Annotated in this window: 14 protein-coding genes; 4 read left to right on the top strand and 10 right to left on the bottom strand. The window is 60.9% G+C overall.

Annotated elements, in window-relative coordinates; all coding sequences use genetic code 11:
• Positions 1-481 precede the first annotated feature (481 nt).
• Positions 482-793, top strand: coding sequence for an HU family DNA-binding protein (locus PLL20_03015; GenBank protein HPD28940.1), 312 nt, complete (start codon positions 482-484; stop codon positions 791-793).
• A gap of 397 nt (positions 794-1,190) precedes the next feature.
• On the opposite strand, the gene PLL20_03020 is transcribed toward PLL20_03015, so the two are convergent.
• The 8 genes from PLL20_03020 to PLL20_03055 form a co-directional block, all read right to left on the bottom strand.
• On the bottom strand, positions 1,191-1,520 hold the full coding sequence (locus tag PLL20_03020) for an Hpt domain-containing protein (protein HPD28941.1): 330 nt from the start codon (positions 1,518-1,520) through the stop codon (positions 1,191-1,193).
• A 222-nt stretch (positions 1,521-1,742) separates the two neighbouring features.
• A complete protein-coding gene (gene accD / locus PLL20_03025; protein ID HPD28942.1) occupies positions 1,743-2,597 on the bottom strand; it encodes an acetyl-CoA carboxylase, carboxyltransferase subunit beta in 855 nt (284 codons plus the stop codon).
• Positions 2,598-2,886: 289 nt separating this feature from the next.
• Entirely contained in the window at positions 2,887-4,638 is a 1,752-nt protein-coding gene (locus PLL20_03030) for an RDD family protein (protein ID HPD28943.1), read from the bottom strand.
• Positions 4,635-5,705: a hypothetical protein gene (locus PLL20_03035; GenBank protein HPD28944.1), complete on the bottom strand. Its 1,071-nt coding sequence runs from the start codon at positions 5,703-5,705 to the stop codon at positions 4,635-4,637. Before PLL20_03035 ends, PLL20_03030 begins: the two co-directional genes overlap by 4 nt.
• On the bottom strand, positions 5,689-6,285 hold the full coding sequence (locus PLL20_03040; protein ID HPD28945.1) for a hypothetical protein: 597 nt from the start codon (positions 6,283-6,285) through the stop codon (positions 5,689-5,691). The genes PLL20_03035 and PLL20_03040 overlap by 17 nt, the downstream gene beginning before the upstream one ends.
• 583 nt (positions 6,286-6,868) lie before the next feature.
• Entirely contained in the window at positions 6,869-9,049 is a 2,181-nt protein-coding gene (locus PLL20_03045) for a DUF4838 domain-containing protein (protein ID HPD28946.1), read from the bottom strand.
• Between the two features lie 186 nt (positions 9,050-9,235).
• Positions 9,236-11,206 (bottom strand): glycoside hydrolase family 127 protein, encoded by a 1,971-nt coding sequence (locus PLL20_03050; GenBank protein ID HPD28947.1) that lies wholly within the window; start codon positions 11,204-11,206, stop codon positions 9,236-9,238.
• A 214-nt stretch (positions 11,207-11,420) separates the two neighbouring features.
• Positions 11,421-12,752 carry a Gfo/Idh/MocA family oxidoreductase gene (locus tag PLL20_03055; GenBank protein HPD28948.1) on the bottom strand — a complete coding sequence of 444 codons (1,332 nt, stop codon included), beginning with the start codon at positions 12,750-12,752 and terminating at the stop codon, positions 11,421-11,423.
• Positions 12,753-13,048: 296 nt separating this feature from the next.
• On the opposite strand from PLL20_03055, the gene PLL20_03060 reads away from it, so the two are divergent.
• Positions 13,049-13,909, top strand: a complete 861-nt coding sequence (locus PLL20_03060; GenBank protein HPD28949.1) for a phosphodiester glycosidase family protein — start codon at positions 13,049-13,051, stop codon at positions 13,907-13,909.
• Positions 13,910-13,992: 83 nt separating this feature from the next.
• On the opposite strand, the gene PLL20_03065 is transcribed toward PLL20_03060, so the two are convergent.
• Positions 13,993-15,120, bottom strand: a complete 1,128-nt coding sequence (locus tag PLL20_03065) for an aminotransferase class V-fold PLP-dependent enzyme (protein ID HPD28950.1) — start codon at positions 15,118-15,120, stop codon at positions 13,993-13,995.
• A 310-nt stretch (positions 15,121-15,430) separates the two neighbouring features.
• On the opposite strand from PLL20_03065, the gene PLL20_03070 reads away from it, so the two are divergent.
• The gene (locus tag PLL20_03070; GenBank protein ID HPD28951.1) at positions 15,431-16,711 is read left to right on the top strand and encodes a matrixin family metalloprotease; all 1,281 of its coding nucleotides are present in this window, start codon (positions 15,431-15,433) and stop codon (positions 16,709-16,711) included.
• Positions 16,712-16,740: 29 nt separating this feature from the next.
• Here PLL20_03070 and PLL20_03075 read toward each other — a convergent pair whose 3' ends face one another.
• The gene (locus tag PLL20_03075) at positions 16,741-19,017 is read right to left on the bottom strand and encodes a metallophosphoesterase (protein ID HPD28952.1); all 2,277 of its coding nucleotides are present in this window, start codon (positions 19,015-19,017) and stop codon (positions 16,741-16,743) included.
• A gap of 719 nt (positions 19,018-19,736) precedes the next feature.
• On the opposite strand from PLL20_03075, the gene PLL20_03080 reads away from it, so the two are divergent.
• Positions 19,737-20,834, top strand: coding sequence for an ATPase, T2SS/T4P/T4SS family (locus PLL20_03080; GenBank protein ID HPD28953.1), 1,098 nt, complete (start codon positions 19,737-19,739; stop codon positions 20,832-20,834).
• Positions 20,835-20,840: the final 6 nt, after the last annotated feature.

Consider the following 20,840-nt stretch of genomic DNA (forward strand, 5'->3'; position numbering starts at 1 on the left):
TCACCGCATGTCGGGCGCTCTTGAGCAGCCAAACGATCTTTTCCGCGAGTCTCGAAGCGGCAGGAACAACCGGCAGCTAAGCAGACGCCTTCAAAACCGGCGGAAAATCGACGGTTTTCCAGCGAATGCCCGATACAGTCCGGCATATTCAGGGGCCGTTTTGCCGGGTACAGGGACGGCGTCCAACGCCCCGGAAGGACCTTGGAACCTCACGGCCAGACGTCTGTGCGGCTTGCGCACATGTCTCTGGATCGCAGTGCGCTTGGGTTGCGGCCCACCAAAAGGCGGACCGCCTTAGGATTGCCACGGAACGACCATGTCCTCCTGTGAAAACCCTTGATAAAACTTGCTTGCGTGTCATCGGCCACAAAAAAATCCAATATTTTCAAGGGTTTTCGCTGGACGAACCGACAAAAGGTCAGTAATATTCGTCACAAATCGGGCCGGTGGGCGGCCCGGGTCTTTTGCAAGGAGGTTTGTAATGGCCAAACTTACGAAATCGGCCACCGCCAAGACGCTTGCAGAAAAGGTTGGGATTACCCGCAAGCAGGCAATGCTGTTCATGGAAGAATTGGCGACACTGGCCTACAAGGAGGCCAAGAACAGCTTCACGCTGCCGGGTCTTGGCAAGCTCGTGCTGGTCAATCGGAAAGCCCGTATGGGCCGCAATCCGGCGACCGGCGAAGCGATCAAGATCCCGGCCAAGAAGGTCGTGAAGTTCCGTGTTGCCAAGGCATGCAAGGATGCGATCCTTGGGACCGCCGGCAAGAAGCCTCCCAAGAAGAAGAAGTAAGCCCACAGGGTTCGGCCGTCGCAATGCCACGATTCGCGACGGATGACAGCCGAAACGAACCATTGCGTTGAGAGGCTCCTTGGGAGCAGCCGGCGCCGATCGCCGCGAAACTCCGGACTGGAATACGCGAGTCCAGGGTCTTGCGGCGATTCGTTTTATGGGGAAGTGATGCCGGCTTCGTCTTCCGACGTGATCGGCGCGAAGGCGAGTAGCGCCGGCGGGGAGTCAATCGTCTGACCGCGCACTTCCGGCGGTCGCAGTTGCCGCATTTCGCCACATTGTTGTGTTGACTTCGGGCGAAACAATAATGTCGGTATCGCGGTGGCGACGGAGTAAACGATCCGACCGTTGGTCGAAGCGGAACAGGAAACTGCTTCTGCTCAATCAGTCTTGGCGATTACCAAGGTGCGGGTTGCGCCGTTGCCCGTCGGCACATGGAAACCAGTTCCGCGACTTCCGCAGCGACGTCGCTGACGCACGTGGCTGCTCTTGCCGACTGTTCGAGAGCCGCCGCCATGGCACCGATCGTTTCAAAGCCAAATCCGCCGCTTGCCCCTTTCAACTGGTGTGCCAATCGCACCAGTTCGGCGGGGTTGTTCGAAGCCACGGCTTGCTCGATCGCCTGAACACGATGTTGCAGGTTGCCGACAAACTCCTCGATCAGTTCCACCATGTCGGGATCGTCCTTCAAAGAGCTATAGATCGGTGAAGTATCCGTGTTGGCCATCGGGTTTGTCCCCGCGGTTTTCGAGCCCTGCAATTGTGCGTTTTGAGCCTGATACGGGCACAGGACGCATTGTTTATATCGGTTCACAAGAGGTGCCGGGTGACTACACGAATCACAGTGGCGTCTGACGGCCGGTTATCGGCCCACGCGAATTATGCGGACACATGGCAAAGCCGGGGCCACCCAAGGTGGAGAATCTGCTGTACGAGAGCGGCGAGGGCTTTACTTGCCCGCGTAGTCAATGATCCGGGCAATCTCGGTCCGCAGATTTCTTCGGTGGACGATCCGATCCACGAACCCGTGTTCGAGCATGAACTCCGCGGACTGGAATCCTTTGGGCAGCTTAGCTTTGATGGTGTTCTCGATCACCCGCGGACCCGCAAAACCGATCATGGCACCGGGCTCAGCCAAGTGAATATCGCCCAGTGATGCAAAGCTTGCGGCCACCCCTGCGGTGGTCGGGTCAGTCATGACCACGATGTATAATCCCCCGGCGTCGTCCATTCGAGCGACGGCCGAGGCGGTCTTGGCCATCTGGACCAACGAAACCATACCCTCCTGCATCCGGGCACCTCCGGAGGCGGTTACGATGACAAACGGGATGTTCTCGTCCGTGGCCCGTTCGAGGGAAGCCGTGACCTTCTCGCCGACGACCGCGCCCATGGAAGCCATGATGAAGAACGGATCCATGACGGCCAGGATCACCGGTCGGCCGCGAATAAAGGCCTTACCCGTCACGACGGCCTCGATCTCGCCGGATTTTTCCTGTGCCTGCTTAAGTCGATCCTTGTACTTCCCGCGATCGGAGAACTTCAGCGGGTCGGTGCTGACCAAGTCTCCCAGGAACTCCTCGAAGGTGTCCGGGTCGACAAGCTGCCTGATCCTCGTCCTGGCCGGAATGCGATGGTGGTATCCGCACTCCGGACAGACGTGAAGGTTTTCCTCCAACGCCTTCTGGTAGACGGTCGCCTGACAAGACGGACACTGCGTCCACAGTCCTGCCGGGACGTCCACACGATTCAAAACCGGCGGCGAAGTGGCCGCCGGGGTGGTGCTGGGTACGTCTGGGTCTGCCAAATGAAATCTCCCGCATGCCGACCGGATGCCACGAGACCGCTCCCGACGCCCGGTGGGGGCTCCATTATTACGGCTTCCGGGCACGGTTGTCCACCCCGGGGATCCGCCGGGGCAGGCCGGGTCCGTAATGGTTCGGCCGGATGTCGCGGTCGCCCGTTACAGGACGCGGCGAGTAAGTCACAGGCCCTTGACCGACCACCGCAACTCGGTCAACGGACGATTGTTTACCTGCCTAAAAGTAGCGAGGCTGCTTCGCTGGGGGACGGCGATCGGCAAGCTGTGTCAGAGCCTACTGATCGGCGTCGTCCTGCAGTTCCTGGCTGTTTGTCTTAGCGGGGGGAGTGCCCTCAATCACCACGGTCCTGGCCAAGAGATCGCCGATTCGCTGCCGGTAAGGCGTAAAGAACACAATCGCCAGGAAGAAGATCATGGCAGGTTCGAGCTCCAATGGCCGGGTCAGGTTGCGGGCCAATACCTGCAAACGACTGGGCCGGTCGAGCGACTCGGTCACAACGGAGAAACCCATCAGCCGCTTGCCCGGCGTTGCCGACCAGAATAGCTCGAAAACAAGGCAGTACGCTGCATAAATCAGCCGAAACGCCAACCCGGCCCAGAACAGCGCGTGGGGTACGGGAATATCGTTCGGGAATCGTCCGAGGAGCCCGATCGTGGAGAGGTCGTCCCAAAAATCCGCGATTGGCGTCCGCCAGAGCCAACCGACGAGGATCATGGCCGGAAGCATGTCGATGAGGGCCGCCACCACGCGCTTGCCCAGGTTTGCCACGACCACTTCGGCCGGCAACATCGCCGGGGCTATGGTATGCTCGTGGCGTCTGCGGAAAATCACGAGGACCACCGCCATCAACACCCCAATGATGATGACATCCGCCAGGTTACGATACGAAGAGGGAGGTTTGGGTTCCCCCTGCCTTGTGGGGACATCCACAAACGGTTTGGCCGGCTTGCCATCCTTTAACGACCATAAGCCTGCCTCCGCCTTGTTGCCTGCCGGCCGGACCACCGCGAGATAGTCTCCAAAAGCCGCCACCGCAGCCCCCGCGTCCATCTCGAGCGGCTTCCCATCGTCCAGGACCGGCGAAGAGACGGCGAGCCATTCTCCCCGCATACCCGTGTTGGGCGGTGACATCCGCCACACCCAGCATCGCAGCCCCCCGGCGTTAATCCGCTCACGTATGATCGCGGCAAACAACAGGTCGTTGCCGCTGGACATCGCGAAAGCAGCCGTCGGGGCCTCAGGCAGTCTCAGTGTTTCGTTCGCCCGCCACTGGTCGTCGATCCTCCACGACGAGAGAATCTCATCAGACTTGGCGTCCACCTGCCACAGAAGAATCTGACGGTTCTCGTGGGCGCACAACCACACGCGGGCCGCCGTCGTGAATTCCGGAGCGGCGTCGAAGCCGGGACGCCAACCCAAACCGTCGTATCGAACCAGGGAGTAACCGCCCAGTGATTGAGTCGTGCGTTTTGGTTCTTCAATCACCGGTAAGGAGGAAGCTGGTGAAGACCGTCCGAGCTCTCGGGTCGCCGGCTTGGAGGCCTGACGCCGTTGCTGTTCCAACCACTCAGCCTCAACGCGGCCGGCCGTGTGCGAGGTGACCAAGGCCCATAGCAAAGGCGGCCGACCGGTGGGTGTTCCGGCAATCGCCGCCGGGACCGCGGATTCCGGCAGGCGCAGCTCGCGACGATCGCCCGACTTCGAATAGGAGTAATGAACGCCGTCGGCAAAGAAGACGTGAATCGTATCCTGGACCGTGGCGACGCGGGCGATCCGGCCGAGCTGAGGAGAGACCGGTGCCGCGCGAGGCGGATCGTCCGGCTTATCCAGATAGGAGAACCATTGTAGCAGCGTCTGTCCGCCAGGTTCGCGGATGCCGGTGACCAGCCAAAGGACGTGCTCGCCCCCCGATGCGTGCAGTTGAACAATTGCCCGCTCGGCCCGGGCCGCAGCCGTTGGCGCTCCCACGGCCGCCAGTGCCGTCAACCAGCAAATGATCTTCGGAAACCTCGGCGAGTCGGTCATCGTGTTTCCACCGCATCTGGCTGCGTCGCGGGCTCGCACGGCCGGCTCGTTTGCGGGAACCGGGAAGTGGCGGTGTCGGCCGCGGGGGCCGTCTTGGGAGCCGGCCGGCTCACCGGTTGCCGCTGGGCTTTCCATCCATCCACGCGGCGCACGTAGCTGAGGCCCGCACCGCCCTTCTGCATCGGCGAAACAAACAACTGGTCGGCCGCCGGTTGGTCAAAACGTTTCAACGAGGGAAATCGCAGAGTCATGTGATTGTCGTTTCCCGCTTCCATCGAATTCATCTCGATCTTGTGGGGGGCGCGCACCTCACTCCCTTCGACCAACCGATAGTCGGACAGCAACACTTGCATCACCGGCCGGCCGTCAGGATGAAAATAGAGAATTCTCTGCACCAGGTAGGGTTCGCGCCGGCCAATCTCCATCACTTTGCTGATATACCCCTGTCCCTGTTCGTCGTAATCCAGGAAAACAAGCTGGTAACCGTTCTCACACACCCAGAGTACCGGGCCCTGCGAGCCGGTAGTATCAGTGGGCAAATCGCCGACGCCCAGAACGTCAAGCAACACGTCCGGCCGCACGGGCAGGTCAATCTCAGCGTCATTCGTCAGCCATTGGTGCTCGCCCCAATAGTAGCGATTCTCCTTGGCCCGCTCCCAGACCCAGAACTCACGGCTGTTGGAGCCGGCCTCGATCATGCCGCCCAGCGTGTGCTCCATCCGTAAATAAAGGTTGCGCGGCTTTCGATAAAGCAAGACTACTTTCATGTCGAAGGAAGTGCTTGGGGTGGTGTCGTCAGAGCTGCGCCGCCACCGCCCGACAGCCGACCCGTTCACTCCCCGTAACAAGAAATCCATCCGCCCGCTGTTCCAGTTCACTCGCTCAATCACCGCTTGCAGCGGCAACGGCTCTTCGGGCGGGCCGAGCCCGGGCTCGACACGTGGGCATCCGGCGATCCCGCAGGCCAAGACAAGCATCCCCGCAAGTTGGGCAAACGATCCAGGCTTGGCCACTCCCGGCAGCCGGCCCGCACCGGGCCTGAATGAGCGATCAGGTTGACTGGGCATCAGTCTCGACTGCTCCGTAAGATCGGTTTTCTTCATCGCCGGCCGGGGATGGTTCGGTATCCGGCTGTTCGACCACCTGCAGGGCATCAACCTCGCCGCTGAGAATGGCCGTGAGCTGGGCGCTGAGCCGCTCGATCTGTTCCTTTTCCAGCCGGGGGTTGAGCACCCGGTGCACGGTCTGGTCGCTGCTCATCCGCAGGTGCCAGTACTCACGGCCTTCTTCGGTCGTACTCCGGTCCATCTTCAGCAGCCGTTTGCGCATCAGCAGAAGGGCGAGGACGAAGCGCAATTGTTGCTTCGACTCCGATTGGGCGTCTTCCAGTTGTGTGAACAGTTGCGACAAGATGGCCATATCCACCGCGTAGGTGCCCGGCTTCTTCTCGCGAACCGGCACCCGGCCTCGCCAATAACAGAACGTGCCTTCCGGTGGGCCCTGCCAGACATCGACGGCATAATCGCGGCGTTCAAACCCGCTCGCCGTCTCGAGCAACACCGCGTAATAGGCCTCACCCTCGGCCAGCACCCGATCCGACGCCGCGCACCTGCCCGTCGTCCGTGATACTTCCCAATCCTCGACCATCGATCCTGCTCGTGCCTACCTGTGACCGTGATACCACCCGGCCGCCAGAGACAAAGGTACACGATCCGCGGCAAGGCGTAAATGCGGGAGGGTCCGCGCCCACAAGCCGGAATCCGGGACCAGCGAACGGAAATCATCGAACCGGCAACTTGGCCCGGGGCGGTACCATGGGGCTCAGGGGTTGGGATACCTCGCCGCCGCAGTGCCTCTCTGGACAAACATAAGGCAGACCGCCTTTTTGCGGGCCGCAACCCAAGTGCTCTGCGATCGAGAAACATGCGCGCAAGCCGCACCCCTCTCTGGCCGTAAGGTTGTAAAGCAGATCACCAGCCATGCCGGTCACGGCTGGGCGGCAACCTGAATCTGATGCTTGAGGATGCTCGGATGGCGAATGGCCGTGGCGACAGAGGGCCGCCAGGTTCTCAGGCTGCCACCGTGGGCATACCTTCGTCAGAAGCTTCAATCCTTGCGCCGCATGAGGAGCCGATGCCTCCGGCACCGGGGTCGTTGTACCGAGTTCCTCATCCACCAACGAACCCTCGATCAGGCAATCCATCGCCATCACCTTGGCGCTGCCCGGGCTTCATCTCGGGTCTTCGGTCAACTCCGATACCATTTGCTCGTAAGCCTTTCTGACGAGGCTGGCTTCCAGGCCGTTCGCGGCACTGGCATGCGAGGATGACCATTTCATGCTGGTGGTATCGGCTTCAAGGGCCTTCGCCAGACGCTTCATTTCAGGCAGCAGGGTCTTGGCCTTGTCTCGACGGCCGGCCTGAACAAGCCGGCGGGCCCGGACAAGCGCGTCGAAGAAGTGCAACGTGTCAGCAGCGTAACGGATGGGGCCGGCATCCTCCATGATTCGCGACCGCACGCGCTCCGGCCACTGCTGCGACTGCACTTCCTCCATCAGCTTCACACATTTGTCGATGGATGCGACCATCTCGACCAGATCGGGCCCGTCGTCGGCGTCAAAACGCGCGGCCTCATGCTTGAGGTGACGTGTCGGGAAGAGCTCCTTGTTATCACGGTTGAGCCGGTCGACCAGATGGTATTTCAGCGGCGTGGCGTTACACAAAGCGGTGTCGAGTATGCCGTACAGTTCTCGCAGCTTTCCGGCAGCCGGACCATACCGGTGGGCGAAGTAGTCATCGAGCAGGGCCTTGCTGTCGAGCTTCGGATCCCACAGCATGCGGGCGAACTGCCAGTTGGTCAGAGTCCTGGTGCCCCAATCCCTGGTCGTGCAGTGCATGTAGTGCATGTGCCGGGCGCCTTGCTCGAAGTAATAAGGGATGTCCACAGACATGGTCCGCTCGAAGACGATTGGCAGGCACTTGTATCGGCTCACATTATAGTATTCGCCGATGAAGATCTGCCCGCGGTAATGGCGGTCCGGATTGACGAACCAGTTGATGAAGTGGTTCATGTAGCTGCGGTTGAACTCGGTGCAGGCCGGATCGTCGAAGCGGTGGACATAGCAGCGCCGGATGGGGAAGAACGTCGCGATGCAGTTCTCGTAGTCGAAGTCGTCCGGCAGCGGCCGGGTCGGTGGTTCGATGACGTCGGAGTATGCAAGGAAGTAGATGCGGATGTTGCGGTGCAGGCGGTTTTCCTGGGTCGCCCGTTCTGTCTCCTGTCGCAGCCGGTGCACCAGCAGTAGATTGCGATCCGTCGGGGTGCCGAGGGTCTTGCATGAGTCGCATTGGCACCATTTGCCGGCGTCGAGCGTCCAGAAGTTGATGCTGTCGGCGTCCTTCCACTCGCCGTCTATCAAGTCTTTCACGAGGTTCTTGAAAAACTCGTCGCATGCGTGGTGATTGGAGGTGCAGAAGTTGTCGCCGAAATCGTCCCGGATGCGAAAGCTCCGCTTGCCGCCGATGAAGCCGTACCATTCGGGGTGGGCCTCGCTGTAGCTGAGCTTGCCGTCTTCATCCGCATCGCCCTTGAAATCGGGGCTGACCGGATATGGGTCGGCCGGACGGTCATCGTCACCCGCAAAGCCGCTGTGGTTGTAGGGATACGCAGCGTCCGGGCTGATAAACCGGTGCGTGAGCAGATGCCCGCCGCAGTTCATCTGAATGCCGCGTTTCTTGAGGGCGGCCTTGTCGGGCACTTGGACGCACCAGTAGTTCATCCGGTTACGGGCCATCCAGTCAAAGAACTCCGGATCACCGCGATCTTCCCAGGCGTGAAACCCGCGCGAGACAAAAGCCGGTTTCTCTTTGATGTTCAAGGACCGGTCCAGACTGCGTAGCCGACGATCGGGGATCTCCTCGCCGATCTTGCCGGGTGACAGCCACCGGACACCCAGGTGATCGAGGAAGCGGTAGACGCCGTAGAGTGTGCCGATTCGTCGCTCACCGCCGATGTGCGTCGACCGCTCTGCGCTCCGGATGATGTAGCCTTCCGGTCCGAGGTCGCCGAAGTCTGCAGGCGGCAGCTTCACCGCCTTGTTTGTTTGCGGGTTGCCGAGCAGGATGATCTCGCCCTTTGCAGGCAAGTGATCGTCATCGACGATCCGGTAGTCTTCTTGCCCTTCCGGCCCGGCCATCATTCGCAGGTATCGTTGCAGTTCGAGGGCCGCGAAATTCTCCGTGCAGATGACGTCGTCGGCATCGTCTCCATCGTCCCACTTGACGTTGGCTTCGTCGTTGCCGGCTTGTTCGGCGGACTTGTATTCTCCGCGGTTGACCACGATGAAGGTAGTGGCGGGCGCGGCCGGGGCGGCAAAGCCGAGAAGGGCAAGTGTCACGGGCAGAGACCGCATGCGTGATGCTCCTGTGCTGCGAGACCACGGGTGAGAAATCCAGAATGACGAAATCCGGATGACGAATGAAGCCCGAATGATGAACGTCGAACACCGGCCTTGGGCAATTCGACATTCGGGTTTCGTCATTCCTTCGTCATTCGGATTTCGACATTCGTCATTCCTTGGCTGTTCAATTCGTCGCGACTACTGCGCGAGGACGGGGATCTCCGTCACCCGCAGGCGCGTATTGCCGTAGGGGATGAGTTCAACGTCAGCCAAAGGCTGGTCCGACGTCACCGGACTGACGGGCGGATCGTCGGCCGAGTTGTCCACCATGCCCCACTGGGGGATCAGCCGCCCCTTGGCCTTGAGGACCACAGGCGGGTTGCGCTGATCAAACGGCAACTTGCTGATCGAGCGTTTTTCGACGGCGATCGACTTTTCCGGATTCTCGCGATCGACCAGCAGGCCGTAGTTCCAGGGGGTCGTCGGCTCGATCGACCAGTCGATTGCCGGCAGCGTCTCGTGATGCCGCTTAATCTCCTTATACTGCTCGCCGATCTTGAGCGAGAAGTACAGCGGCCCCCGGAGGATCGAAACCGCGTTGTTGTAGCGAGTCTCGGTTCTCAGGTTCATCGGCAAGGTCACTTCAAGCATGTCGCCCTGTTTCCAGAGTCGATCGACAACGGCAAATGACCCCGGCCGCGTGTCGACGGTCTGTTCTGGAGTCTTGATCCGGGCGCCGGCAGCCCATGCCGGGATCCGCAGGTGTAGCGGGAACTTCGCGGGTTGCGGCGAATCCATGCGGATGCGGACCAAGCCGTCGAACGGGTAGTCCGTCAGCTCGACGAGCGTCACCTCGACCCCCTCGCCGACCTTCGCTTTCACGATGCTGGGGCCGTAGGCGATGACCGCAAGACCCTGGTCGTGCGTTGCCATCCACAGGTGAGCCACGAATTTTGGCCAGCCCTGGTGCATGTTCGCGGTACAGCAACCGAAGTTCGGTTCCAGCCCGTAGACGTTCGATGCGTCGCCGTTCGTACTCCAGCGGCGTTTGGCCACGCTGACCAGCACCTGGTTGGCCTGCTGGTCGTACTGATGGGCCCAGTAATCCGGTGTGCACGTGCCGGGATTGGCACTGTAGGCCAGCATTTCCAGGCGGTCGGCATAGTACACATCTCCCAGTTGGGCCGCGAGATTTTCCAGGGAGAACATGAACTCGACCACGGCGCATAGCTCGGTGCCTTGTGTCGGGCGTCGGCCGGAAAGATGTTCATCGCCGGCAAAGCGCCCGGTCACCTGCCCGTGGTATTTGTCGAGGCTGGCCAAGCCGGTTTTGACGGCTTCTACCAGTCTCGGGTCGTGAGCCTGAATGTACCGCATACCGGGGTGCTTGACGGCCATCGCAATGTTCACCACGTGGGTGGGGTGGCCGTACTTGACACCCATGGCCATGACGTCATCGGTGTACGGGAAGTTGAGAAAGTAGTCGGTCCACTTGAAGCTGTTGTTGTAGATCGAGTCGGCCACTTCCAGGATGGTCTTGTCGCCGGTGCGGTTGTAGAGCCAATAGGCCGTGATGATGTTTTCCATCGCCCGGACGCCACGCCACTCCTTGTCGGGCCAGTCTGGGGGGGCCGCCTTCAGGTAGTTGAAGTAGTTCTGCAGCAAGGGGATGACGCGCGGGTCGCCGGTGGCCTCCTGGTATTGGATCAACACCTTCATCGCCACCGCCAGGGGCCAGCGATCGGTGTTCTTCTCAGGGCCGAACCATCCGTCCGGTCTGGCCGAGGCGATGATCGGCTCGATCCACGACTTGACCTTGGCGATCAAACGCTGGTCGTTGAGCAGATACGCCAGGGGAACCAAACCGTCGAGGTAGTAAGGCCCTCGCTCCCAGGCTTCTGCATCCTTGTCCTTGCTGCCTCTCCAGGCGTTGTTGGCCAGGCTGGGCCAGAACTCATCGAGGCGGCCGGTCAATCCGTTGGCCTGGACAGTCAGTTGATCTTTGAGCCAACCTTCGGGCCTGACGGTTCCCAAGGGTAGGGGCACAAACTTGCTTTGAAGCAGCGGTTCACGGTTGACCGGATAGTGCTTGTTGGCCGGCTCGGCCGCCAGCCCGCTGGTCACCAGTAATACGATTACACACAGTCCAATCACCAACGATTGCATCATGGTCATTACTCCGTCACAGCGGGGGCAAGGAACACGCAAACGAAGATGACTATATACTGCCAACTGCGTCCCATTGCCATGTGTCATACGAGAGGCGCGTGGACGGGCAGTCCATCAGACAGGCGAAGCCGCCGCTCATAAATGGTTTCGCGGTAATGGTTAACGGGCCGAGCGGATCATGAGGGAGTGCTGACGGGGGCGTCGGCGCCGCTTGCTACACCTCCAGCTTCCATGGTGCCCGATACGGATACCGGAGCAGGTCGTCCAGATCGGTTCGGCCGACCGGTCGCTCGTTCTTGGCGTCCCAGATGATCGTGGACCTGCTCCGCAGGGCCAGGTTGCCCAAGTGGGCGGCGGTGCTGATCGCGTGGCCGAGTTCGAAATCCTCGACCGGGCGCTGCCGCGATCGCATGCAATCCAGGAAGTTGCGAACGTGCTGCGGACGGCCGGCCTCCGCGAATTTGCTCTCGTGCTTCTCGGCGGGGAGAGGTTCTTCCTCGGATGGCACCCGCTTGTCCTTCACCGCAGGCGCGACTTCCCAGCCGTAAGCCCCGACAGTCAGCGTTCCCTCGGTGCCGTAGAATGCGATGCCGTGCTCCTTGCCGTCGACGCCGCAGCCTGCGGTCATCTGGTGCTCCCATATCAGGGCAAAGCCGGGGTATTCGTACACGGCGAACTGCGTGTCGGGCGTATCGGAGATGTCGTCGTAGATGTACTTGCCTCCGGACGAGGAGACGCGCTCGGGCATCCCGACCTTCATGCCCCAGAGGGCGATGTTGATCAGATGCACGCCCCAGTCGGTCATCAGGCCGCCGGCGTAATCCCAGAACCAGCGGAAGCTGAAATGGAATCTTGCCGGGTTGAACGGCCGTTTGGGCGCCGGCCCGAGCCACATGTCATAATCGACACCGTCCGGGGCCTTGTCTTGGTCGGCCGGCTTCCCGACGCTGTGGACCCAGTTCAGATAGGCCCAGCAGCGGACCATGCGTATCTTACCCAGCTTGCCGGAATGAACGTACGCAATCGCCTCGGTGAAGTCCGGGTTGCTGCGCCACTGGGTGCCCATCTGCACCACGCGGTTGTACTTGCGGGCGGCATTCAGCATCGCCCGGCCCTCGCCGACGCTGGTGGCCAAGGGCTTCTCACAGTAGACGTCCTTGCCGGCCTGGCAAGCCATGATCGTCGGAATGGCGTGCCAGTGGTCGGGCGTGGCCACGACGACGGCGTCAACGTCCTTGCGGTCGATGACCGTGCGGAAGTCCTTCACCGTCTCGGGGGCCTTGCCGCGGGCTTTCTCGATCTCCTTGACGCCCTCGGCTAGCATCTTGTCGTCCACGTCGCAGATGATCGGGCACTCGACGTCGCCATATTTGAGAAAAGTCAGAATGTCGCCCCGGCCCATCCCGCCGCTGCCGATCAGGCCGACGCGGATCTTCTCGTTGGCCCCCAGCACGGACCGGGGGGCGGCCAATGATGACCAGACGGCCGAGCTGGCGGCCGCGGCCATGGAACTGTTGATAAAGTGACGACGAGTGATGCGGGACATGGAAGATCTCCTAAAAGAAGCTGTCAGCCGTCAGCTTTCAGCGGTCAGCTTGAGAACCAAGATTGCGATATCTGCCCGAATACCGTACTCGGCCGCCTGGACGACCGCAACAGCAGAACCTCAAGCCTCGGCGGGCGTAGCGCATCCGGCTCGCAGATGATCTCGCGTCCTTCTTCGGCTGATGGTTGAACAAGTTGGCTCGGGGCTCTTCTGCAGCGTCGAGGCATTCAGTGATTCAAGTCGAGTAGCGCGCATCGCCTTGTCGCGAAAGCCCTGTCTGTGGTATGAATGCATCCATGAGAGGCAAACAAATCATCAGCGTCCTCATTCCAGTTGTCTCACTCTGGCCCTGGATTGCCCTGGCCGAGTTTCCCGGCGAGCGGCCTTACCCGGGAATCACATACGTGCAGGAAACCCGTCAGGATCCGCCCATGCGCCTGTTTATTGCTCAGGTGGATTTGGCCGACCCGAAAGTGCGTGTCGATGTTGCCCCGGGCGGGCCTGACCCGGACGGGCCCGGCGAGTGGGAGACGACGCTGATGGTTCCAAGCAAGGTTGCGTCCCGCGAGCGATTCGACCTGGCGGTCAACGGCGATTTCTTCAGCATTCCCAAGCCCGCCAGCTCCGCAGCTCAGCCGTCATATCGCCCCGAGGTCTGGGCCAACGCGATCGGGCCGGCGGTGACGGACGGAAAGGCTTGGTCCGTTGCCGAGAAGAAGACGCCCTGCCTGATCGTTCGTAAGAACGGACGTGTTTCGATCGAGATGATCGACCGGCCACCGTCTGACGCGGCCGAGGTTGTCGCAGGCAACGTGATGCTGGTTGAGAACGGCAAGCCGGTGCGGCACGAGAGCAAAGCCAGACATCCCCGAACGGTTGTCGGTCTGGACAAGAAAAAAAACCGGTTAACCATCCTGGTGGTCGATGGTCGCCGGCCGGGCGCGTCGATCGGCATGAGCTACGAGGAACTCGCCAAGGAAATGATCCGCCTTGGCTGCCACACGGCGGTTAATCTCGACGGCGGCGGCAGTTCGGTCATGGTCATGCGCGATCCGGAAACCAACGAGTATAAGATCCTCAATAAACCCAGTGACGGGCGGGAAAGGCCGGTCGCCAACGTGCTGGGGATTACCGTCGGGAATGGGGAGAAGAAGTAGTCAGTTATCAGTTCTCAGTGATCAGTCGAGCGACTTGCGTCTTGCCTTGCCGACAGCTACATGCTGATGGCTGACCGCTCTCCTCAGTGCCCCGGCAACAACTCGATCAGTTGGTCGATTTCCTCGAGCGTGTTGTAAGCATGTGGGCTGGCGCGCAGACGGCCTTCACGGCAGGAAATGATGACGCGGTGTTGCTCCTGCAGACGCTTTCGGATCTCTCCATGGTCGTGGTGGTCTGAGACGAATGCGACGATGCTGCTGGCCTCACCGGGGAGTCTGGATGAAACCACCCGGTAGCCCTTGCCCCTCACGCCTTCGACCAGCCGATCGGTCAGCGCGAGCGCCCATTGGGCCACGACATCGATCCCTGCTTCGAGCCACATCTCAATCGACGCGCCCAGGCCGCAGATGCCCGCGAGATTGTAACTGCCGGTGTCGAACTTGCGGGCCGATCGCAGGAACTCAAAACGGTAGTTGCCGAAGTCTAGCGCGTCCTCCATGCACAACCAACCGGCAAAAACCGGCGTCAGCCTGTCAAGCAGTTCGCGCCGGCAGTAGAAGATGCCGCAACCCTCGGGCCCGCACAACCACTTGTGCCCGTCGGCCGAGAGGAAATCGATTTGCATCGCTCGAACATCGATCGGCAAGACTCCCAGGGCCTGGATCGCGTCCACGCAGAGAAGAACGTCTCGCTCACGGCAAACCTGCCCCAGGCGTGGCAGATCCATGCGAAATCCGCTGGCGTATTGGACGGCTGAGACGCTCACCACGCGCGTCCGCTCATCGATGGCCGCGATGACGTCCTCCGCCGGCACGCGTCCGTCGACCTCCTTCACCATTCGCAGATCGACGCCCTGCCTGCCGAGCCCCATCCATGGGTAAACGTTGGCCGGAAACTCCACCGCCGTGATCACGACGTTGTCTCCGGCCCGCCAGGGCAACCCGCCGGCCACCCAGCCGATGCCTTCGGTGGTGTTTTTCGTGAAGGTGACCTCATCGGGATCGGCACCGATCAAGGCGGCGGCGAGGGAGCGGGTTTGCTCGGCATTCATATAGAAATCCGCGCCGATCGTGGCCTGCCCGCAAGTATGTTCGATGTAGCGGCACATGGCCTGGGACGCCGGACTGCTGAGCGGGGCCACCGCCGCGGCGTTCAGAAAGTTGTACCTTCGCGTTATCGGAAACAGTTCTCGGAGTTGGCGCACATTCATTCGTTGGCAATCTCCCGTGCTTCCACCGTTATCGGCACGTCCGATCATCTCTTGACGGCCAAGACCGATAGGTAAAGGTTCCCTGAAAACAAGGAAAGCAACATCATATCAGACGTCCTGTTTCTCCGCTCGCGCCAATTTGCCTGAATTGCCTGTCTTCTTTGCCCGGTGGGGCAACTGAATCGTAAGTTTTCCCTGCGAGCAAGTTGCTCACGGGGAAAGCGAGCCACCTCCGCACCGCGGCGGGTCTGGCCGCGGAACCAAAGAGTGCTTTGACGACAGCTTTCGCACGTTGCAAGGGGGGACAACCGTGTCGCGCTCTGCCTCATTCATTCGGATCGCCATACTCTCATCCGTCGTGCCGGCATGCCTGGTCGGATGCCTGCCACTTGATTTCAGCGGCTGGGGAGATCAAGTTCTGTCATTCCCCGCACCACAACCGCTTTCCGGACCGCAAATCAATGAGGTCGAACCCAACGACGACATGGCTGCGGCCAATGCAGTTGTTTTCGATGGCCAGGTGACGCTGGTCGGAAGCATAGCGGCCAAGGGCAGCTTCGACTTCGACGTCTTTGCGCTTGGACCGGTGAACGCCGGTGACCGGGTGGTTGCCGAGCTCGCTGCCAGCGCCGGCAGTGACGTCGTGCTCGGGCTGTTTGACGGCGGCTTCAACCTGCTGGGCTACGTGGATTACTCGCGGGGAACCGCGGCTCCCGGACGCATCGACCTGGTTCTGCGCGACTCGGTCGACACGCTTTATGCCATCGCCGGCACGCGTTCCTTATCGGAAGCGACCCGACTGTACAATGTCGGCATCAGTGTCACACCGAACGTGGGTGTTCCGCAGCCCAATCCGCAGATGGTAGTGCTGAACTTCATCGGGGCCTCCGGAGTTCGAATCGGACGCCAGGCACCGGTCAACGTGCCGCCGTTTGATGTGGCCACCATTGATTCGCGCTTCGCCGGAAAGACCCAGGAGGTCATCCAGTCCATCCTGCAAATGGTCCGCGAGGACTATGCAGGCCTCAACGTCGTCTTCTACCTGGCCGGTGATCCGAACATCCCGGCCGGCGACCTGACCGTTATTCACTTTGGCACCTACAGCGACCGCTATCTCGGGCTGGCCGACAACGTCGATCCGTTCAATCGAGACAGCACGCAAAACGCGATCATTTACACTGACACGTTCTCGCTGTTCAGCACCTTGTGGCCGACGCAGGAGCAGATTGCCCAGGTATTGGCGAACGTGGCCAGTCACGAACTCGGCCATCTCCTTGGCCTGCGGCACACTGCTGACATTCAGGACCTGATGGACATCACCGCGAGCGCCCGGCAAATGCTTAGCGACCAGTGGCACAAGGTGGCCGATCTGCATCCCTCGATCATGGCGATCGGATACCAGGATGCCGCCACGATGCTGTCTTGGTGCGTGGGCGGCACACCGCCGGCACCTCCTGCGAACTTGTCGGCCAAGACACAACGGATGGCCAAAACGGCCTACGACCCGGACGATTTCTACATTCCACGAGGGTGGCTGGCAGAGAACTCCGCTGAGGCTGATGAAGCCGTCGAGGATCCGGCCGAGGAGTAGCTGACCAAAGCCGGCGGCTGCCCGGGGGGTCAACTCTTCATGCAGCTTGGATCAACCGATACGCCCCTGCCGCTGATGCACTGCCGGAACAGGGCAAAGTCGCTTTCGTCCACGTCGTTGTCGCCGTCGAACTTGGCGTTCTGGCATCTGGGCTCGTTTTGCGACGTGCCGGACCCGGACAGACATGACTGAAAGTGTCCGAAATCCTCCTGATCGACGTCGCCGTCTTGGTCGAAATCGGCCTGGACCGGCCTCGGCCCCTCGACAGTCAGCGATGCCGCGTTGGACGCTGCGCTGCCCTCCGAATTGCTCACGACACAGCGGTAGAAGCCGACGTCCGACCCATCCGCGTTCGACACAGTCAGCAGAGCAGTCGTGACGCCTGAGCAATGGCCTGCCTCGGCCAAGTCAATCAAATCCTTCTGCCACTGGTAACTTACGGGCGGAAAGCCGCTTGCGGTCACGCTGAACACGGCGGTCTCACCCAAGTAGACGGTTTGCGAAACGGGGTGTTGGCTGATCACCGGTGGTTCGACCACCGGACCGATGGTCACGTTGTCCACGAGGGTCTTGGCTCCGCTGATGCTACTCCGGTAATTGTAAATGAACGGCCGGCCCTTCAACAGCGAGCTATCATGGATCGGGGTCGCGGTCAACAGTTGGTCGTCGACCCAAACGCTCAGTTCCTGTCCCTCCATGGAAAGCCGCATCTTGTGCCAGCCGGCTACGTCCGGGTAGGTCCAGTTTGCCAGCACGGTTTCGATTTCGTTCTGCCGCCTTATAAGCACACAGTGGCCGTCGGCCGCCAGGTTGTCATTGCGCACAAATGCGAGCGCGTAGTAGCTACGCTCGGCCGCGGAGAAGAACAGGCGGCCGCGCAGGCCAACGCCGAACCGGTTCTTCACGGATGTGCTGTTGTCGTAGTATACCTGGGCTTCAATGCTCTGATTGGTGAGCGCCTCATCGGCCAGCATCGGGTAGGCGTACTGGTGGCCGCTGGTGTCAGCGACCTCGAATACATATCCATCCCCGCTCGGGTTGCCGGGACGGGCAACGAGCCCGCACTGACTCCCGAAGTTCCACGGGGCGATCCAGTTCAGTTGTGGGCCGGCGGCCGGAAAGGCATCCTGCCAGGGCATCGCGATGGCCGGCTTGTCGATCTGGAAACCGTCCAGAACGGTCCCATCTGAGGTCTTGAGGCACCGGCCAAGCAGGCGGCTGCCCTGGATATCGAGGCGTGTGAAGCAGTAATACTGGTCCGCGTACGCCCGAACGTAGGGCTGGCTGTCATCGGCATGCTTCGTCGACCACGGCTGGCCACCGGTACCCTGATCGATGTAGCACACGCCGTTGACGACGTTGCGCTGATAGTTGTGGTAGTGGCCGTGCAGATAAAGATCGACACCGTGCTGCTCGAAAAGCGGTACCAGGCTGGTTCGCATCGTCGTGCTGCCGTTCGAGCCTCCGTCCTCGCTGACGTACGGGCCGTTGTGCCCGAAGACGATCTTCCATGGCTGGGTGGTACCGGTGAGGTCGCCGGCCAGCCAGTTGCTTTGCGCCGAACCCACACCGTAGGAGGACCAGAACGTGTCGATGCTCGCGAAATGCACATGGGCTTTGTCGAACGAGTAGTAGAATTCGGTGCCCGAACTAGCCTTTGGGAGCGACCAATTGGCCAGGTACCGGGCGGGATACACGTAGGTGGCCGTTTCATCGTACAGCTCGTGATTTCCAATGGCTGTATACATGCAAATGTGTTTGATGAAGCCGGCCGCCGGCGTGAAGAAGTGCGATTGCCAGTAGTCGGTGATGTTGTCCTCACCGCGACCTGCCAGATCACCGAGAGTCAAGCAGAACCCGTTAGGCGATTGCGACAGCATTGCATTATAGGTTGCCGCGCAGTTGCTCGGGGCGCTGCACGAATCCCCCACAAAACTGAACGAGACAGCCGAGGCACCGGGCGGCGGGGCGGTCCTGAAAGTGGCATCACCGCTGAGGGGCGTGCCGTCGCTGCGAGCGCGGTAGTGGTAGAGCGTGTCCGGGGACAGGCCCGTCACCGCGATTTCGTGATAGGTGCCGGGCTGAGTTGATTGGGCAAGATTACCGTAGCTCGCGGTCAAGCCCCACTCGACTTCGCCGGTGCAGGTGCTATCCGTGAACCACACCACGCTGACCGAGTCCGGGGTCTGGAGTTGAAGATAGGGCCCACGAGTGATTTGCACGCCCCACGCCGGCAGCGCCGCCCAGGCGCACAATACGGCGAAGGTAATCAGAAGTCGCCGCCCTATCCTTTTTTGGGGAGCCATTTGGACTGACCTCGCCTGATTGGCTGGCCCGGCCGGACCGCCGGGTCGCACATGACCATTGTACAGCATAACTCCCCCCGGTGATCGCGCCTTCCGTGTTCTTCTCGGGGCAGTTCCGTGCGCAGTCCGCGGCGAATCATCTTGAGTCAGAGATCGTTCTTGCTCTCTCGGCCGTGATGGTCTCAGTGGCCTGGGCGCGCAAAGCGCGGATTGTCATGTCCCCAACCCGGCGGGTTCCCTCAGAATCGGATCTGGCTGGCATGGGTTATATCGAGATCCGGAGGCCCGATATCCGCGGCCCCCATGTCGGCCCATCCGGGGAGAATCGGCAAGATAGCTCTCGTCTGGTTGCCTCCTCGCCCTCGGCCGGTTAAACTGCACGGAGAACGCATGTCGCAGGAAGGGCTCGTGGGTGCTCAGGGTCGAGCGGTCAAAACCGGCGGGCGGTCGGTTACGTAATATCAGCGCATCGTTTGGGGACATGCCCGTCGCAACGGAAGTGAGGTCGCCATATGCCAAGCGGAAGTCGTACAGGTCAGCCACCAAGCTCTCCCGTTCATGATTCGAGTGCGCCGACGTATATGCCGCCGGCGGGAGGGGGCAGTCCTCCGTCCAGTCAGTCTTCATCGGTTGAATCGCCAGGACAAAAGGCCCCGACCGTCGGCCCCGGTGGGGGGCTGGTCGACCTCCACATCACCGAGCAGAATGCCCGGGAGGTCATGGACCGTCTGCTGAGAGGCATGGGGCAATCCAGCGGTGAGGGTGGCCAGGCGCATGCTCGTGCGACCGATCTCCACATCAATCCCGGGCGACCGCCGGACTACCGTATCGCCCGGGTGATTCGCAGCGTGGCCGCTCGTCCCCTGAGCCAAAAGGATGTGATTCTCCTGTCCAATGCCATCATGAACCCGGCCCAGCAGGAGCGGTTCAATCGCAACCACTGCATCGACTTCTCCTATCACGTGGACCGAAACCGTTTTCGCGTTAACATCGTCGAGAGTTTCATTGGACGAAGCATTTCCATCCGGCGGTTCGAGGAGATCAAGAACTTCGAAGATTACAACCTTCCCAGCAACTACATCGATATTTGCGAGAATGCCCGGGGGTTCGTTATCATGTCCGGCTCAACGGGCAGCGGCAAGACCACCTCCATCGCCGCGATGCTCGACCATGTCAACCGGAACTTTCACCGCAAGATCGTGACCATTGAGGACCCGATCGAGTACGTTTACACCCCGAAGAAGTCGATCGTAGTCCAGATCGAGATCGGCGAGGACGGGATCCCGAATGAGGACATTGCCTTGCGCAATCTGGTCCGTATGGACCCGGATGCGGGCCTTGCCGGCGAGATGCGTGATCGACAGTCGCTGGAGGCGGCGTTGAAGACCGCCCAAGCCGGTCACCTGATTTTCGGCACGCTGCACTGCGAAGGCGTCGGGCAGGCCTTCGACCGCGTTCTGGCATATTACGATACCATCGAGCAGCAACGCATCCTGGGCACGCTGGCCGACAACCTCGCGGCAATCATCAACCAACGGCTGTTACCGTGCATCAAGCCGGGCATCGACGTGGTGCCGGCCTACGAGATCTTCCGGCCCAACCCGCTGACCCGCCGGTACATCCGTGAACGGCGGTACACAGAAGCGGTCGCTGAAATGGAGAAGCAGTCCATGAAGGAACTCGGTTGTGTGACCTACGTGGACTCGCTGTACAAGCTGGTAACCGAGGAATGGATCGATTACCACACCGCCCTCGAACACTCCGGCGATCAGGCCGAGAAGCTCAAAGCCAAACTGAAGGGCATTGATATGAAATGATCGGGG

The sequence above is a fragment of the Phycisphaerae bacterium genome (assembly GCA_035384605.1).
Taxonomy (GTDB): domain Bacteria; phylum Planctomycetota; class Phycisphaerae; order UBA1845; family PWPN01; genus JAUCQB01.

Excerpts from the sequence above, each read along its gene's own strand:
- PLL20_03015 (HPD28940.1), top strand. The coding sequence starts at position 482 with ATGGCCAAACTTACGAAATCGGCCACCGCCAAGACGCTTGCAGAAAAG.
- PLL20_03020 (HPD28941.1), bottom strand. The coding sequence starts at position 1,520 with ATGGCCAACACGGATACTTCACCGATCTATAGCTCTTTGAAGGACGAT.
- PLL20_03030 (HPD28943.1), bottom strand. The coding sequence starts at position 4,638 with ATGACCGACTCGCCGAGGTTTCCGAAGATCATTTGCTGGTTGACGGCA.
- PLL20_03035 (HPD28944.1), bottom strand. The coding sequence starts at position 5,705 with ATGCCCAGTCAACCTGATCGCTCATTCAGGCCCGGTGCGGGCCGGCTG.
- PLL20_03040 (HPD28945.1), bottom strand. The coding sequence starts at position 6,285 with ATGGTCGAGGATTGGGAAGTATCACGGACGACGGGCAGGTGCGCGGCG.
- PLL20_03045 (HPD28946.1), bottom strand. The coding sequence starts at position 9,049 with ATGCGGTCTCTGCCCGTGACACTTGCCCTTCTCGGCTTTGCCGCCCCG.
- PLL20_03050 (HPD28947.1), bottom strand. The coding sequence starts at position 11,206 with ATGATGCAATCGTTGGTGATTGGACTGTGTGTAATCGTATTACTGGTG.
- PLL20_03055 (HPD28948.1), bottom strand. The coding sequence starts at position 12,752 with ATGTCCCGCATCACTCGTCGTCACTTTATCAACAGTTCCATGGCCGCG.
- PLL20_03060 (HPD28949.1), top strand. The coding sequence starts at position 13,049 with ATGAGAGGCAAACAAATCATCAGCGTCCTCATTCCAGTTGTCTCACTC.
- PLL20_03065 (HPD28950.1), bottom strand. The coding sequence starts at position 15,120 with ATGAATGTGCGCCAACTCCGAGAACTGTTTCCGATAACGCGAAGGTAC.
- PLL20_03075 (HPD28952.1), bottom strand. The coding sequence starts at position 19,017 with ATGGCTCCCCAAAAAAGGATAGGGCGGCGACTTCTGATTACCTTCGCC.
- PLL20_03080 (HPD28953.1), top strand. The coding sequence starts at position 19,737 with ATGGACCGTCTGCTGAGAGGCATGGGGCAATCCAGCGGTGAGGGTGGC.